Here is a 14,944-nt window from a genome sequence, read left to right on the forward strand (position 1 = left end):
GCTCACCCGGCCAGCACGGCCACCCGCCGTGGCACCAGCCCCACCCGGACCTGCGCACCGGGCGCCGGCGGCTCGTCGGCCACCGCGTCGAGCTCGAGCGCACCCAGGCGCAGCCGCAGCCGGGACGAGCCGTCGGGCTGCGGGGTGGCGGCGAGGACGTCGGCAGCCACCCCGGCCGGCCGCAGCACCACCGACTCCGCCCGCAGGCCGAGCCGCGCGGGGCCGTCCGGGGCGTCCACCGCCACCGCGCCGAGCGCGCAGGTGGCCACCCCGGCCCGGACGTGGGCGTCGACCACGAGCCCGAAGCCGAGGAACGCCGCCACCCGCGCGTCGGCGGGGCGGCGCCACAGCTCGCGGGGCGGAGCAACCTGGCGCAGCACCCCGTCGTCCATCACGGCCACCCGCTGGGCCAGCGCGGCGGCCTCGGCGTGGTCGTGGGTGACCACGAGCGCGGGGGTGCCGGTGGCGCGGAGCACGGCGGCGAGGTCGACGGTGAGCCGGTCGCGCAGCTCGCGGTCCAAGGCCGAGAGCGGCTCGTCGAGCAGCAGCAGCCGGGGCCGCGGGGCCAGGGCCCGGGCCAGGGCCACCCGCTGGGCCTGCCCACCGGAGAGCTCGCCCGGGCGACGGGCCCCGAGCCCGGCCAGGCCGACCAGCTCCAGGAGCTCGGCCACCCGGTCCTGCCGTGCCCTGCGGTCCCAGCGCGCCATCCGGAGGCCGAAGGCCACGTTCGCGGCCACGTCGCGGTGCGGGAACAGCTGGCCGTCCTGGAAGACGAGCCCGAAGCCGCGGCGGTGGGTGGGCGTGCGCGCGAGGTCCGCCCCGTCGAGCAGCACGCGGCCCGACGTCAGCGGCTCGAGCCCGGCCACGGCTCGGAGCAGCGTCGACTTCCCGCAGCCGGACGGGCCGAGCAGGGCCACCACCTGCGCGTCCCCGCCGACCTCCAGGGACACCTCGTCCACCGCCGTGGTGGACCCGTACCGGACGGTGACCTGCTCCAGGCCCAGCACTAGAACTCCCCCAGCTCGCCGACGCGGACGCTCTCCACGACCGCGACGACGGCGGCGGTGGCCACCACCAGCACGGTGGCGGCGGCCAGCGCGGTGGCCGTGTTCTCCGCACCGGGCCGGGAGATGAGGGTGCCCACGAGCACCGGCAGCGTCGGCCGGTCCGGGCGGGCGAGGAACGTGGTCGCACCGAACTCCCCCAGGCTCACCACGTAGGCGAACCCGGTGGCCGCGGCGACGGCCCGCGCCACCAGCGGCAGGTCCACCTCGCGCCACACCCGCAGCGGCGAGGCCCCGAGCACGGCCGCCGCCTGGCGCAGCCGCTCGTCCACCGAGCGCAGCGCCGGCAGCAGGGTTCGGACCACGAGCGGGGTGGCCACCAGGGCCTGCGCGATCGGCACGAGCAGCGGGGAGGTGCGCAGGTCGCCGGGCAGCGAGCCCAGGGTGATGAGGAAGCCGAAGCCGACGGTCACCGCGCTCACCCCCAGCGGCAGCATGAGGGCTCCGTCGGCCAGCGAGCCCAGCCGGCCGTGGGCCCGGGCCAGCGCCACCGCGGCGAGCAGGCCCATCACCACCGAGATCACGGTGGCGTCGGTGGCCGTGCGCAGGGAGGTGCTCAGCGCGTCGAGCCCGGTGGCGCCGTTGCGGGAGACCCCGAGCCCGCGGTAGGCGTCCAGGCTCCAGCCGACCACGGAGAACGAGCGCAGCACGAGCACCAGCGGCGGCACCCCGAGCAGCCCGACGACGACCACCAGCGCCCCGACCACCCCGAACCAGGTGCGCCCGCGCGGGCGGCGGGCGGTGGAGGCCGTGGGCCGCAGCGAGAGCGCCGTCTCCCGGCGGCGCCGGGCCCGGGCGCCCACCGCCAGGGCGGCCAGCACCACCACGAGCTGCAGCAGGCTCAGCGCGGCGGCCGTGCGCAGGTCCAGGTAGTCCACGGTGCGGGTGTAGACCTCGGTCTCCAGGGTGCGGTAGCGGCTGCCACCGAGCACCAGCACCACACCGAAGCTGGTGGCGCAGAACAGGAACACCACCGACGCAGCCGAGGCCACGGCAGGGGCGAGCGCGGGCAGGGTCACCGAGGTGAAGGCGCGGAGCGGGGAGGCGCCCAGGCTGCGGGCGGCCTGCTCGGCGCGCGGGTCGAGGTGGCTCCACAGCCCGCCGACGGTCCGGGCGACCACGGCGGTGTTGAAGAAGGCGTGCGCGAGCAGGATCGCCCACACCGTCCCGTCCAGGTGCAACCACCCCAGCGGGCCGCCGTCCACGAGCAGCACCCGGAACGCGACCCCCACCACCACCGTCGGCAGCACGAACGGCACCGTCACCAGCACGCGCAGCAGGGTGCGCCCGGGCAGGTCCACCCGCGCCAGCAGCCAGGCCACGGGCATGCCGACGGCCAGGGTCAGCACCGTCGAGGCCGCGGCCTGGCCGAGGGTGAACGCGGCCAGGTGCAGCACGTCGGCCCGCCCCAGCACCCGCAGGGCCCCGACCGGGTCCCACCCGCCGGCGTCGTCGAGCAGCCCGCGACGCAGGATCGCCGCCACCGGCCAGGCGAAGAACACGGCGAGGAACACCATCGGCACCGCCCCCAGCAGGAGCGGCAGCCGGCGGCTCAGCACGGGCTGCTCACCCCTGGACGATCGTGCGCCACGTCTGCGTCCAGGCGTCCCGGTTGTCGGCGATCTGCTGCGGGTCCACCGAGAGCGGCGCGGTGGGCACGGGGGCGTAGGAGGCCCAGTCGGCGGGCAGCGGCGTCCCGGTCTGCACCGGGTAGACGTACATCTGGCCGGGCACGTCGGCCTGGACCTCGGCGCTGAGCAGGAAGTCCACCAGCGCCTTCGCCCCGGTGGGGTTCTTCGCCCCCGTCAGCACGCCGGCGTACTCGACCTGCCGGAAGCAGGTGTCCAGCAGGGCCTTGGTGGGCGGGGCGGCGCCGTCGACGCTCTCCGCGGGCGGCGAGGAGGCGTAGGAGACGACGATCGGCCTGGGACCGCCGCCGGAGGAGCCGGAGAAGTCCACGGTGTAGGCCTGGGTCCAGCCGTCGGCCACCGCGACACCGTTGCCCCGCAGCTTCGTCCAGTAGTCCTGCCACCCGTCGGGGCCGTACTCCGCCACGGTCGCGAGCAGGAAGGCCAGCCCGGGCGAGGAGGTGGCGGGGTTCTCCACCTCGGTGAGACCCGCGTACTCGGGCTTGGCCAGGTCGTCGAGGGTCACCGGCTCGGGCAGGCCCCGCGCCGCGAAGTAGCGGGTGTCGATGTTGACGCACACGTCGCTGACGTCGACGGCGGTCAGCGCGTCGCTGCCCGGCACGGCGTGCTGGTCGGCGCCACCCGAGGCCGCCGGCGAGGTGTACGGCGCGAACACCCCCGCCTCCAGCGCGCGGGAGGCGAAGCTGTTGTCCACCCCGTAGGCCACGTCGGCCACCGGCGCGTCCTTGGTCAGCACCAGCTGGTTGGTCAGCGCCCCGGCGTCGCCCCCGGTGCGCAGGTCCACGGCGATCCCGGTCTGCCGGGTGAAGTCCGCGAGCACCCCGTCGGACAGCGCGAAGGAGTCGTGGGTCAGCAGGGTCACGCGGCCGGGGCCCGACGACGCCTGCTGCCCACCCCCACCACCCAGCGAGCAGGCGCTGAGGCTGAGGGCCAGCAGCGCGGCCGTGGCGAGGATGGGTGTACGCACAGTGCTCTCCCGTTGGTCACGGGCAGGCGCGCAGGCACCAGACGTTCCTCCACCAGCATGACCCGGATCAGGTTCGACGGTCGGGGGCTGCGCGCCCACCCTCTCAGCCCCGCGCCGCCGGAGGGGCGGAGAAGGGCTCCCGTGTCTGTATCGGTGCGAACACTAGCCTGGTGCGATGACCACGCTGCTGACGACGACCGAGACCGCTGACGCCCTGGCCGGGCTCCCGGGCTGGGAGCTCGACGGCCCGAGCCTGGTGCGCACGGCCCAGGCGCCGAGCTTTCCCGCCGCGATCGCCCTGGTCACCCGGGTGGGCGAGGTGGCCGAGGGGATGGACCACCACCCCGACATCGACATCCGCTGGTGCACGCTGACCTTCCGCTGCGCCACCCACAGCGAGGGCGGCATCACCGCGCTGGACGTGCGCCTGGCCGCGGAGATCAGCGCGCTGCTGGCTGCGGGCTGAGCTCCCGGACCCGAGCGGCCGGCGGCGGAGCCGTCCGCCGCTCGGTGTCCCCGCGCACCATCAGCAGCAGGACGGCCCCCGCGAGCGCCGGGTAGACGGTCCCGGTCACCGCCAGCGCGAACGGGCGCGAGAAGTCCCAGATGCTGGGCTGCAGGGCGAGCATCAGGCTGATGACGTCCGCCGCGAGCACCACCAGCAGCACGGTGGCCAGCACGCGCGAGGCCAGCGTCCGGCCCAGCGGACCGTGCACCAGCCACAGCGCCACCGGGACGAACCACACCCAGTGGTGGCTCCAGGAGATGGGCGAGGCGAGCAGGCCGAGCAGCTGGACCACGAGGAGCTGGCCGAGCCGGTCGCTGCGGTCCAGGCGCCACCACGCCAGGGCGGCGATCGCGCCGGCGACCGCAACCGCGACGAGCCACGCGGGCCCCGTCCCCACGTCGTGACCGAGCAGGCGGCTCAGCGCCCCGCGCAGCGACTGGTTGATGGCCGAGCCCACCGGACCCACACGGCTCGCGTCGGTGCCCACGTCGAAGAAGTAGGTGCGGGCCTCGGACGGCACGAGGACGAAGCTGAGCACCACGGTGCCCGCGAAGGCCGCGGCGGAGAACACGGCGGCGCGGACGTTGCGCCGTCCCAGCAGGTACAGACCGGTGATGGCGGGGGTGAGCTTGACCCCGGCGAGCAGCCCCACGAGCCCGCCGGTGACCCACCACCGCTGGTTGGTCACCGCCAGCAGAACGCCGAGCACCAGGAACACGTTCACCTGGCCGAAGGTGAGGGTGGTCCGCACGGGCTCCAGCCACACGCCCACGGCCGTCCACACCAGGGCGAGGCGCTGCCAGCCCGGCGTGGAGCACTGCTCGCCCACCAGCATCCGCAGGCTCAGCCGGACCACTCCGTAGAGGGCCGCCATGGTGGCGAGCTGCCAGAGCACGGCGAGCACGGTGAACGACGGCACCCAGTGCAGCGGCACCATGAGCATCGCGGCGAACGGGGGGTAGGTGAACGGCAGCGGGAAGTCCGGCGTCAGGTCGGAGTAGGTGAACGTGTAGAGCCCGCCGCTGCCCAGGCTGGCCGCACCGTAGGAGTAGACCCGCAGGTCGACCAGGTCCAACCCGCTGGAGATGCCGAAGGTGGCGGCCATCCGGCCCAGCACCGAGACCAGCAGCAGCAGCGGGGCGCCGAGACGGACCGCACGCTCGGCGACCCCGAGCGGCACCGGCGCCACGACGGGACCGGTCATCAGTCCTGCATCCGGTTGAACTGGGCGAGCAGCTCGCCGAACCGGCGGGTGTCGGCGTCGTCCCAGCCGTCGAGCAGGCTCCCGAACCGTGCCCTGCGGGCGACGCGGGCCCGGGCGAGGCGGGCGGTGCCGTCCGCGGTCATCGAGATCTTGGCGGAGCGGCGGTCGGCGCTGTCCTCCACCCGCCCCACCAGGCCCAGACCCGTGAGCAGCGCGATCTGGCGGCTCGCGGTGGGCTTGCCGATGCCGTAGTAGCTGGCCAGGTCGGTCAACCGGACCTCGCCGACCTCGTCCACGCGGAGCAGCAGCGCGTACGCCGCGGGCTCCAGGCCCGGGTGGACCTCCTTGGCCATCTCCCCGGAGAACGAGCGTGCCCGGCGGAACAGCACAGCCATCTCGTGCTCCACGAGGTCGTGGGGCCGGTTCCCGGTCATCGTGCAAGCCTAGGTGCAGTGCTGGGGACGGGCTCCCGACAGCCCGCCCACCGTGGTCTCGAACACCCGGGGCACCGGGTCGGGCCGCCGGGCGCACACTGGTGCCGTGCTGCTCGCCGCCTCGTACACCGGCCCCCCTGAGCTGACGCCCGCCCGGGTGTTCACCGAGTGGACGGTGGACGTGCCGACCGTGCTGCTGGTGCTCCTGCTCGGGGGTGCGTACGCGCTGGGCGTGCGGCGGGTCCGGGAGTCCGGCGGGACGTGGCCGGTGAACCGGGTGGTGGCCTTCACGGCCGGGGTGGTGCTGCTGGGCCTGCTGGGGTGCTCGTTCCTGGGCGTCTACTCCGACGTCCTGTTCTGGGTGCGGGCGACGCAGAACATGGTCGCGCTGATGGTGGTGCCGCTGCTGCTGGCGCTGGGGGCGCCGCTGACGCTCGCGCTCGCCGCGGTCCCCGGGCCCTTGGCCGTGCGGCTGCGGGCCTGGGGCCGGGGGCGCGTGCTGCGGTTCCTGACGTTCCCGCTGGTCATGACCCTCGTGCTGGTGGGGCCGTTGATCGTGCTGTACCTGTCGCCGCTGTACGAGCAGTCGCTGCGGCACGCGGCGGTGGGGTTCGGGGCGCGGCTGGTGCTCGTCGGCGGAGGGTTCCTGTACTTCTGGACGCGGGTGCAGCTGGACCCGACCCCGCGCGGCGGCTCGCACGTGGTGTCGTTCGCGATCAGCCTCACCGAGGCCGTGGCCGACGGCGCGCTGGGCGTGACGCTGTGGCTGGGTCCTGCGGTCGCGCCGGCCTACTACCTGGCGCTGGCCCGACCGTGGGGGCCGAGTGCGTACATCGACCAGGCCGTCGGGGCCGGGGTGCTGTGGCTCGGCGGGGACGTCGCGGGGCTGCCGTTCCTGTTCGTGCTGTTCCTGCGGTGGATGCGCGACGACGAGCGCCAGGCCCGGGTGGTCGACGACGAGCTGGACCGCGAGGAGCTGGTGGCGGTGCTCCGCGCGCCGGTCGACGGCTCCGAGCCGGCCTCGACGCCGGGGCTGTGGTGGGAGACCGACGAGAACCTCGCGGAGCGCTTCCGGAAGCGGTGAGCCCGGCCGGGTCGTCACCGCCGTACCGGCAGGGCCAGCTCCCCGGCGGCCGTCGCGGACCGCCGCGCTCGTCAGTCCAGGGCGCGGCGGCGGAAGCCCCGTACTCCGGTGACGGTGAGCAGCACGCCGAAGGCGAGCAGGGCCAGCAGGCACACCCAGGCCGGGATGTGGGCGACGCCGGGCACCATCGTCCCGCGCACGCCCTCGCTGACGTAGGTGAGCGGGTTCATCGCGCACACCACCTGGAACCACCGCAGCTCGGTCAGCCCGCGCCAGGGGAACTGGGTGGAACCGGTGAACAGCAGCGGCGTCAGGACCAGCGCGAAGACGATGTTGATCTTCGACGCCGTGACGCTGGTGCCCAGGGTGAGCCCGCCCGCAGCACCCACCAGCGAGCCCAGCACGAGGAACAGCGCGACGGCGGGCACCCCCGCCCAGGTGATGGACACCGAGCCGAGCACCAGCAGGCCCAGCGGGAACATGATCACCGCCGCGATGAGCGCCCGCACCGTGGAGAACACCATCTTCTCGAGGGCCACCAGGGTGGTGGGCAGCGGGGCGAGCAGCCGGTCCTCGATCTCCTTGGTGAAGGAGAAGTCGATGACCAGCGGCAGCGCCGTGGTCTGCAGCGCCGTGAGGAACGCGGTGAACGCGATGATGCCGGGCAGCAGGACCTGGGCGTAGCCGCCCTGGGTGTAGCCGAGCTGGCCGAGCACCTTGCCGAAGACGAACAGCAGGAACAGCGGCTGCAGCACCACCTGGGCTAGGAAGCTGGGCAGCTCGCGACCGGTGACGAACACGTCGCGCCAGAGCAGCGCGAGGAAGGCACGACGGACGGGCGGGCGCGTGGCGGTGGTGGCGGTGGTCATCGGAGGTCCCGTCCGGTGAGGTGGATGAACACGTCCTGCAGGCTCGGCTCGCCCAGGTCCACGGCCCCGAGCCGCCCCCCGCGCGCGGCGAGCAGGGTGCTCACCGGGGCCACGGCCGCCGCGGGCTCCCCGTCCAGGGCCAGGCGCACCCGCACCTGCCCCGGTCCGGGGGCGTCCTGGTCCCCGGAGGCGCCCACGGGCTCCGCGCGCTGCACCCCCTCGAGCCCGGCCAGGGCGGCCACAACCCCCGCGCCGGTGTCGCGCTCGGTGTAGCTGGCGGTGAGGTCGAGGGTGCCGCGGCCCTGCAGGGTGCGGGTGAGCTCGGCGGGGGTGCCCAGCGCCAGCAGCTTCCCGTGGTCCACGATGCCCACCCGGTCGGAGAGCTGGGCGGCCTCCTCCATGTCGTGCGTGGTGAGCACCACCGTCACCCCGCTCTCGCGCAGCGAGCGGACCTGGTCCCAGACGAACAGCCGGGCCTGCGGGTCGAGCCCGGTGCTGGGCTCGTCGAGGAAGAGGACCTGGGGGGAGTGCATCAGCGCCCGGGCGATGAGCAGCCGCTGGGCGAGCCCACCGGAGTAGCTGTCCACCTTGTCCCCACCGCGGTCCCCGAGGCCCAGCTGCTCGAGCAGGGCGTCGGCCCGTGCAGCCCGCTCCTCCCGCGGCACCCCGTGGTACGCGGCGTGGAAGACGAGGTTCTGCCGGGCGGTCAGCGACCGGTCGAGGTTCGAGCGCTGCGGGACGACGCCGAGGCGCATGCGGGCCCCGGCCGGGTCGGCCGCCACGTCGACGCCCCCGGTGCGGGCGACCCCGGAGGTGGGCACCACACGGGTGGTGAGCACCCCGATGGTGGTGGTCTTGCCCGCGCCGTTGGGGCCGAGCAGGCCGAAGACCTCCCCCGGCGCCACGGCGAACGAGAGCCCGTCCACGGCGTTGACGGGCCGCTTGGGGTAGCGCTTGACCAGGTCCCGGACCTCGACGGCGGCGGTGCTCACGGTGGCTCTCCTCTTGTCGGTGCGACCGTAGCGCCGGGGTCCGACCGTCGTCGGCCAGACTGCACCGGTGACCACCCTGCGCCGCGCCCGCGTCGACGACGTCGCCGTGCTCGTCGCCCTGGTCGAGTCCGCCTACCGCGGTGACAGCAGCCGCGCCGGCTGGACCACCGAGGCGGACCTGCTGCACGGCCAGCGCACCGACGCCGACGAGGTGGGCCGGGTGGTCGCCGACCCCCGCGGACGGGTGCTCGTGCTGGAGGACGTCGACGGTGGTCTGCTCGCGTGCTGCCACCTGGAGCCGCGGGCGGGCGGCACCGCGTACTTCGGCATGTTCGCGGTGCGACCCGGGCGGCAGGGCGGCGGCGTCGGCTCCACGGTGCTGGCGGAGGCCGAGCGGGTGGCCGCCGAGGAGCTGGGGGCCACCACGCTGGAGATGACCGTCATCCGCCAGCGCACGGAGCTGGTGGCCTACTACGAGCGGCGCGGCTGGACGTGGACCGGGGACACCCGCCCGTTCCCCGCCGACGACGTCCGCTTCGGGGTGCCGCAGCGCGCGGACCTGGAGTTCGCGGTGCTGTCCAAGCCCCTGGTCTGACGCCTGACCTCGGGACGCCACCGGGGTGGGCGGTCGGACCGGCGCGGCGCCGGCCCGCTGACGGTGGCCCACCCGGGGGCGGTGCCTGCCGCTGCGGCCCGGTCAGGCGGTCTCGACGGGCAGCAGGCTGCGGAAGGCGCTGCCGTGGAACACGAGCGGGGCCACGTCGGGCGTGGTCTGCAGGCCGTGCACGCGCAGCAGCACCACGGCGTGGTCACCGGCGGGCACCTCCTGCTGCACCGAGCACTCCAGCCAGGCCGAGGCGCCGTCGAGGAGCACGGCCCCCTCGGCGGTGGTGTGCAGGGTGAGCCCCGCGAACCGGTCGCCGGTCTTGGAGGCCAGGCTGCGGGCGGCCGCCTCGTGGGACTCCCCCAGCACGCTGACCCCGATGCGCGGCCGGCCGGTGAGCCGGGGCCACGTGGCCGAGGTGTTCTGCACGCAGAACGCCACCAGCGGCGGGTCGAGGGAGACGGGGACGAACGTGCTGGCCGTGAGCCCCACCGGGCTGCCGTCGACCTCCGCGCACAGCGACACCACGCCCGTGGGGAACTGCGCGAAGGCGCTGCGCAGGGTCAACGGGTCCAGGGGCTCGGCCTCGGTGCTCACCGGCTCATCCTCCCCCACGGGCGGGGTCCGGCCCGCTCAGCGGCGACCGAACAGCCGTGCCTCGAAGCCCGGGACTCGACGGACGGGGACTCGACGGACGGGGACTCGGTGACCTCCGCCGTCGCGACCGGCACGGCCGTGAGGCTCTGCTCCGCACGCACGCGCCCCAGCGGTGCACCGATCGTGCGATCGCGCGACGATGGATGGATGACCGCACCCCACGTCTCCGCCGGCGGCACCGCCGCGCTCGGCACCACGGAGGTCCACCGCATGGGCTACGGCGCCATGCAGCTCGCCGGCCCGCACGTCTTCGGCCCGCCTGCGGACCGCGACGCCGCGGTGGCCGTGCTCCGACGGGCCGTGGAGCTCGGCGTGGACCACGTCGACACCAGCGACTTCTACGGCCCGCACGTCACCAACGAGGTGCTCCGTGAGGCCCTGCACCCCTTCGACGGGCTCACCCTGGTCACCAAGGTCGGGGCGCGGCGCGACGCCGACGGCGGCTGGCCGTCCGCCATGACCCGCGAGGAGCTCGTCACCGGCGTGCACGACAACCTGCACCACCTCGGCGTGGAGCAGCTCGGCGCGGTGAACCTGCGTCTGCCCGACAGCTGGACCGGCTCGCTGGAGGAGCCGTTCACGGTGCTGCGCGAGCTCCAGGAGCAGGGTCTCGTCGCCCAGCTCGGCGTGAGCAACGTCTCGGCCGCGCAGCTCGACGAGGCGCTGGCGCTGGGCCCGGTGGCGTGCGTGCAGAACTCGTACAACCTGGTGCTGCGCGAGCACGACGCCCTGGTCGACCACTGCGCCGAGCTCGGGGTCGCGTTCGTGCCGTTCTTCCCGCTGGGCGGTTTCAGCCCCCTGCAGCACGACGGGCTCACCGCCGTGGCCACCCGGCTGGACGCCACCCCGATGCAGGTGGCGCTGGCCTGGCTGCTGCAGCGGTCCCCGGCGATCCTGCTCATCCCGGGCACGTCGTCGGTGGCGCACCTGGAGGAGAACATCGCCGCGACGAGCCTCGTGCTGGGCCCGCAGGACGTGACCGAGCTCGACGACGTGACCGAGCTCGACGCCCTGGCCTGAGCAGCAGCGTGCCGGCGGCCGCGTGCGCGGCCGGCGGAGCCGAACACCATCACGGCGTGCTCGTCAGCCACGCCAACGACCGGTCCTTCGCGCCGCACACACTTCCCGGGAGCGGCTACCGTCGAGGTGTGACGACCTCCGAGACCCCGGCCGACATCCACTTCTACTTCGACCCGGTGTGCCCGTTCGCCTGGATGACGAGCAAGTGGGTGCGCCAGGTGCAGGCCCAGCGGGACTACACCGTGGACTGGCGGTTCATCTCGCTGCGGCTGCTCAACGCCCACCTCGACTACGACGCGCACTTCCCCGTCGGCTACGAGGACGGGCACACCGCGGGGCTGCGGCTGCTGCGGGTTGCCTCCGCGGTCCGCGAGCAGCACGGGCGCGAGGCCGTGGGCCGGTTCTACCAGGCGGTCAGCGGGAAGATCTTCGACCTGCCGCCGGAGCAGACCGAGGACGGCGCCGGTCGGGGCCGGCCGGAGTTCGTCCGGCCCGTCCTCGAGGCGCTGGGCCTGCCCGCCACGCTCGCGGACGCTCTCGAGGACACCGGTCGCGACGTGGAGATCCAGGCCGAGACCGACGAGGCGCTGAGCCTGACCGGCAAGGACGTGGGCACCCCCATCCTGCACTTCCAGCCGCCGACGGGTGTCGCGTTCTTCGGCCCCGTGATCAGCCGGCTGCCCAGCGACGCCGAGGCCGCGCAGCTGTGGGACCACGTCGTGGGGCTGGCGTCGTTCCCCGGGTTCGCCGAGCTCAAGCGCAGCCTGCGCGAGCTGCCGCAGCTGCGGGCGCTCGGGGTCTCCGAGGAGGAGGCGGGGACCACCGAGGACTGGCACGGGGGCAGCCGCCGGCAGGCCGCCGACCGCGGGTGACCCGGTCCGCTTGACCGGTGCTGTGACTGGGACCACCCTGCAGCCATGGACGTGCAGGTCACCGGAGGTCGTGTCCGCGGTACCGAGGACGGCGGGGTCGCCCGCTACCTGGGCCTGCCCTACGCGGCGGCGCCGTTCGGCGAGCAGCGGATGGCGCCGCCGGCACCGGTGACGCCGTGGGAGGGCGTGCGGGACGCGTCGGCCTTCGGCGCCACCGTGCCCAAGGGTGACTACCCGCCGCAGTACCAGCGGCTGCTCACCGAGCAGGTGATCGCGGGGCCCGAGTGCCTGAACCTCAACGTGTGGACGCCGAGCGGTGCCGCGGGTGACCTGCCCGTGCTGGTGTGGATCCACGGCGGCTCATTCATGAACGGCTCCGGCTCGGTGCTGGAGTACGACGGCTCCGCCTTCGCGCGCGACGGCGTGGTGTGCGTGACCATCAACTACCGGCTCGCGGCCGAGGGCTTCCTGTTCACGGAGCAGGACGCCGCGGCCGGAACCGCGAACCTGGGGCTGCAGGACCAGGTGGCCGCGCTGCGCTGGGTGCGGGACAACATCGCCGCCTTCGGGGGTGACCCGGCGCGGGTGACCGTGGCCGGGGAGTCGGCCGGCGCGATGAGCGTGACGACGCTGCTGGCGATGCCCTCGGCCCGGGGGCTGTTCACCCAGGCCGTCACGCAGTCCGGAGCGGCCGCCCACACCCTCACCCCCGAGCAGGGGCTCACGGTCACCCGGACGCTGGCCGCAGCCCTGGGGGTGGAGCCCACCCGGGAGGCTCTCGCGGCCGTGGAGATCCCCGCCCTGGTCGCGGCCGCCGCGGGCCTCGTCGTGGAGGTGCAGACCGCGCCCGACCCGCAGAAGTGGGGCTCGCTCGCCCTGAGCCTGCTGCCCTTCGCGCCGGTGGTCGACGGCACCGTGCTGCCGCAGCACCCGCTGGACGCCTTCGCCGCCGGGGCCGCCGCGGACGTCCGCGTCCTGGCCGGCTCCAACCGGGAGGAGGCCCGGCTGTTCCTGGTTGCGCCCGGGACGATCGGGTACGTCGACGAGCCGACCCTGGCCGGTGGTGCCGCGGCCTACGGGTTGCCGCCCGAGGGCCTCGAGGTCTACCGCCGCAACCGGCCGGACGCCTCACCGGGGGACGTGCTGGCCTCGGTGGTCACGGACTGGTTCTTCGCGGTGCCGGCCGTCCGGCACGCCGAGGCCCGGGAGACCGGGGGCGGCACGACGTGGGCCTACCGCTTCGACCGGCCGTCCCCGGCCGACAACCACGGCTTCGGCGCCTGCCACGCGGCGGAGATCGCCTTCGTGTTCGGCACCACCGGGCTAGAGCAGGCGCACGCGCTCGTCGGTGACGCGCCGTCGCAGGAGGTCGCCGACACCGTCCACGGGACCTGGGTCGCGTTCATCAGCACCGGCGACCCGGGCTGGGCGCCGTACACCGCGCTCACCCGGACCACCGGCGTCCTCACCGAGCGGGTCACCGTCGTCGACGACCCGGACGGTGACGAGCGGCGGACCTGGGACGGGATCCGGTAGGCCCCTCAAAACGTGACCCGAGGAACACACGGGACGCCCCGACCGTTGGACCCAGGGACAGCACCATGATCAACGAGAGGGGCACATCGCAGTGACCAGCACGTACCAGGTCGTCAACCCCGCCACCGGCGAGGCCGGCCAGTCCTACCCCGAGGCCACCGACGCCCAGATCCAGGACGTCCTCGCGCGCTCCGACGCTGCGTACACGTCCTGGCGCACGACGACCAAGCCCGAGCGCGCCGCGATCCTGAACAAGGTCGCCGACCTGTACTCCGAGCGCATGGACACCCTCGCGGAGATCATCGGGCGCGAGATGGGCAAGCGCACCGCCGAGGCCAAGGGCGAGATCCACCTGGTCATCAGCATCTACAAGTACTACGCGGACAACGCCGAGAAGCTGCTCGCCGACGAGGCGATCAACCCGGCCATGGGCGGCAACGCCATCGTCCGCAAGGAGGCCGTCGGGTCGCTGCTCGGCATCATGCCGTGGAACTTCCCGTACTACCAGGTCGCCCGGTTCGCGGCCCCGAACCTCATGATCGGCAACACGATCATCCTCAAGCACGCCCCGCAGTGCCCCGAGTCGGCCACCGCGATGGAGCAGCTGTTCCAGGACGCCGGCCTCCCCGCCGACGCCTACATCAACGTCTTCGCCACCAACGACCAGGCGGCCACGATGATCGCCGACCCGCGCCTGGTGGGCGTCTCGGTCACCGGCAGCGAGCGGGCCGGTGCGGCCGTCGCCGCCGAGGCCGGCAAGAACCTGAAGAAGGTCGTCCTCGAGCTGGGCGGTTCCGACGCGTTCATCGTGCTCGACGGCAACGACCTGGAGAACACGATCAAGGCCGCCGTCACCGGTCGCATGGGCAACGCGGGACAGGCCTGCAACGCCGCCAAGCGCTTCATCGTCCTCGAGGACGTCTACGACCAGTTCGTCGAGGGCTTCACCCAGGTCATGTCCTCGCTGAAGACGGGCGACCCGTTCGCCAAGGACACCGACTTCGGCCCGCTCTCCTCCGAGGCGGCGGCCAAGGGTCTGGCCGCGCAGGTCGACGACGCCGTCAGCAAGGGCGCCACCGTGCGCACCGGCGGCAAGCGCGTCGAGGGCAAGGGCGCGTTCTTCGAGGCGACCGTCCTCACCGACGTCACCCCGGACATGCGCGCGTACACCGAGGAGCTGTTCGGCCCGGCCGCGGTGATCTACAAGGTCGCCGACGCCGACGCCGCGGTCGAGATGGCCAACGCCTCCGCGTACGGCCTCGGTGGCGTGGTCTTCGGCTCCGACGCCGAGCAGACCGCCGACGTCGCCAACCGCCTCGACACCGGCATGGTGTGGATCAACAGCGCGCAGGGCAGCGCTGCGGACCTGCCGTTCGGTGGCACCAAGCGCTCCGGCGTCGGCCGCGAGCTCGGCACCCTCGGCATCGACGAGTTCGTGAACAAGAAGCTCATGTACACCCCCAAGGGCTGATCTCCCTCGGACG

15 protein-coding genes are annotated in these 14,944 nt (G+C 74.2%); 7 read left to right on the forward strand and 8 right to left on the reverse strand.

Annotation, left to right across the window (positions count from 1 at the left end; translation table 11 throughout):
• Positions 1-2: 2 nt before the first annotated feature.
• From RHODO2019_RS12445 to RHODO2019_RS12455, 3 genes are read right to left on the reverse strand one after another with little or no spacing between them, the layout of a single operon-like run.
• On the reverse strand, positions 3-1,007 hold the full coding sequence (locus RHODO2019_RS12445; RefSeq protein ID WP_265382095.1) for an ABC transporter ATP-binding protein: 1,005 nt from the start codon (positions 1,005-1,007) through the stop codon (positions 3-5).
• The gene (locus RHODO2019_RS12450) at positions 1,007-2,623 is read right to left on the reverse strand and encodes an ABC transporter permease (RefSeq protein ID WP_354005533.1); all 1,617 of its coding nucleotides are present in this window, start codon (positions 2,621-2,623) and stop codon (positions 1,007-1,009) included. Before RHODO2019_RS12450 ends, RHODO2019_RS12445 begins: the two co-directional genes overlap by 1 nt.
• A gap of 7 nt (positions 2,624-2,630) precedes the next feature.
• Entirely contained in the window at positions 2,631-3,680 is a 1,050-nt protein-coding gene (locus tag RHODO2019_RS12455) for a thiamine ABC transporter substrate-binding protein (RefSeq protein ID WP_265382096.1), read from the reverse strand.
• 175 nt (positions 3,681-3,855) lie between these two features.
• On the opposite strand from RHODO2019_RS12455, the gene RHODO2019_RS12460 reads away from it, so the two are divergent.
• Positions 3,856-4,146, forward strand: a complete 291-nt coding sequence (locus RHODO2019_RS12460) for a 4a-hydroxytetrahydrobiopterin dehydratase (RefSeq protein ID WP_265382097.1) — start codon at positions 3,856-3,858, stop codon at positions 4,144-4,146.
• Here the strand turns inward: RHODO2019_RS12460 and RHODO2019_RS12465 are convergent.
• Both RHODO2019_RS12465 and RHODO2019_RS12470 read right to left on the reverse strand, forming a co-directional pair.
• Positions 4,121-5,392, reverse strand: coding sequence for a mannosyltransferase (locus tag RHODO2019_RS12465; RefSeq protein WP_265382098.1), 1,272 nt, complete (start codon positions 5,390-5,392; stop codon positions 4,121-4,123). The two genes, RHODO2019_RS12460 and RHODO2019_RS12465, sit on opposite strands and share 26 nt — an antisense overlap.
• On the reverse strand, positions 5,392-5,826 hold the full coding sequence (locus RHODO2019_RS12470) for a MarR family winged helix-turn-helix transcriptional regulator (RefSeq protein WP_265382099.1): 435 nt from the start codon (positions 5,824-5,826) through the stop codon (positions 5,392-5,394). The genes RHODO2019_RS12465 and RHODO2019_RS12470 overlap by 1 nt, the downstream gene beginning before the upstream one ends.
• A gap of 106 nt (positions 5,827-5,932) precedes the next feature.
• Here RHODO2019_RS12470 and RHODO2019_RS12475 point away from each other — a divergent pair, with 106 nt between their 5' ends.
• On the forward strand, positions 5,933-6,910 hold the full coding sequence (locus tag RHODO2019_RS12475) for a cytochrome c oxidase assembly protein (RefSeq protein WP_265382100.1): 978 nt from the start codon (positions 5,933-5,935) through the stop codon (positions 6,908-6,910).
• 71 nt (positions 6,911-6,981) lie between these two features.
• On the opposite strand, the gene RHODO2019_RS12480 is transcribed toward RHODO2019_RS12475, so the two are convergent.
• The gene (locus RHODO2019_RS12480) at positions 6,982-7,779 is read right to left on the reverse strand and encodes an ABC transporter permease (RefSeq protein WP_265382101.1); all 798 of its coding nucleotides are present in this window, start codon (positions 7,777-7,779) and stop codon (positions 6,982-6,984) included.
• Entirely contained in the window at positions 7,776-8,771 is a 996-nt protein-coding gene (locus RHODO2019_RS12485; protein WP_265382102.1) for an ABC transporter ATP-binding protein, read from the reverse strand. The genes RHODO2019_RS12480 and RHODO2019_RS12485 overlap by 4 nt, the downstream gene beginning before the upstream one ends.
• Before the next feature lie 67 nt (positions 8,772-8,838).
• Here RHODO2019_RS12485 and RHODO2019_RS12490 point away from each other — a divergent pair, with 67 nt between their 5' ends.
• Positions 8,839-9,366: a GNAT family N-acetyltransferase gene (locus tag RHODO2019_RS12490; RefSeq protein WP_265382103.1), complete on the forward strand. Its 528-nt coding sequence runs from the start codon at positions 8,839-8,841 to the stop codon at positions 9,364-9,366.
• 102 nt (positions 9,367-9,468) lie between these two features.
• Here the strand turns inward: RHODO2019_RS12490 and RHODO2019_RS12495 are convergent, their stop codons facing one another.
• Positions 9,469-9,972 carry a flavin reductase family protein gene (locus RHODO2019_RS12495; RefSeq protein ID WP_265382104.1) on the reverse strand — a complete coding sequence of 168 codons (504 nt, stop codon included), beginning with the start codon at positions 9,970-9,972 and terminating at the stop codon, positions 9,469-9,471.
• Between the two features lie 207 nt (positions 9,973-10,179).
• Between RHODO2019_RS12495 and RHODO2019_RS12500 the strand changes: the two genes are divergently transcribed.
• From RHODO2019_RS12500 to RHODO2019_RS12515, 4 genes are all read left to right on the forward strand, one after another.
• Complete coding sequence (locus tag RHODO2019_RS12500; RefSeq protein ID WP_265382105.1) at positions 10,180-11,052, forward strand: oxidoreductase; 873 nt, start codon at positions 10,180-10,182, stop codon at positions 11,050-11,052.
• A gap of 194 nt (positions 11,053-11,246) precedes the next feature.
• A complete protein-coding gene (locus RHODO2019_RS12505; RefSeq protein ID WP_265384755.1) occupies positions 11,247-11,924 on the forward strand; it encodes a mycothiol-dependent nitroreductase Rv2466c family protein in 678 nt (225 codons plus the stop codon).
• Between the two features lie 45 nt (positions 11,925-11,969).
• Entirely contained in the window at positions 11,970-13,460 is a 1,491-nt protein-coding gene (locus RHODO2019_RS12510; protein ID WP_265382106.1) for a carboxylesterase/lipase family protein, read from the forward strand.
• Positions 13,461-13,551: 91 nt separating this feature from the next.
• A complete protein-coding gene (locus RHODO2019_RS12515; RefSeq protein ID WP_265382107.1) occupies positions 13,552-14,931 on the forward strand; it encodes an NAD-dependent succinate-semialdehyde dehydrogenase in 1,380 nt (459 codons plus the stop codon).
• Positions 14,932-14,944: the final 13 nt, after the last annotated feature.

Origin of the sequence: Rhodococcus antarcticus (assembly GCF_026153295.1) — a bacterium.
Lineage (GTDB): Bacteria > Actinomycetota > Actinomycetes > Mycobacteriales > Mycobacteriaceae > Rhodococcus_D > Rhodococcus_D antarcticus.

What these genes read in the sequence shown, in the direction of transcription:
- RHODO2019_RS12510 (WP_265382106.1), top strand. Translation starts at nt 11,970, where the DNA reads ATGGACGTGCAGGTCACCGGAGGTCGTGTCCGCGGTACCGAGGACGGC.
- RHODO2019_RS12470 (WP_265382099.1), bottom strand. Translation starts at nt 5,826, where the DNA reads ATGACCGGGAACCGGCCCCACGACCTCGTGGAGCACGAGATGGCTGTG.
- RHODO2019_RS12505 (WP_265384755.1), top strand. Translation starts at nt 11,247, where the DNA reads ATGACGAGCAAGTGGGTGCGCCAGGTGCAGGCCCAGCGGGACTACACC.
- RHODO2019_RS12500 (WP_265382105.1), top strand. Translation starts at nt 10,180, where the DNA reads ATGACCGCACCCCACGTCTCCGCCGGCGGCACCGCCGCGCTCGGCACC.
- RHODO2019_RS12480 (WP_265382101.1), bottom strand. Translation starts at nt 7,779, where the DNA reads ATGACCACCGCCACCACCGCCACGCGCCCGCCCGTCCGTCGTGCCTTC.
- RHODO2019_RS12460 (WP_265382097.1), top strand. Translation starts at nt 3,856, where the DNA reads ATGACCACGCTGCTGACGACGACCGAGACCGCTGACGCCCTGGCCGGG.
- RHODO2019_RS12465 (WP_265382098.1), bottom strand. Translation starts at nt 5,392, where the DNA reads ATGACCGGTCCCGTCGTGGCGCCGGTGCCGCTCGGGGTCGCCGAGCGT.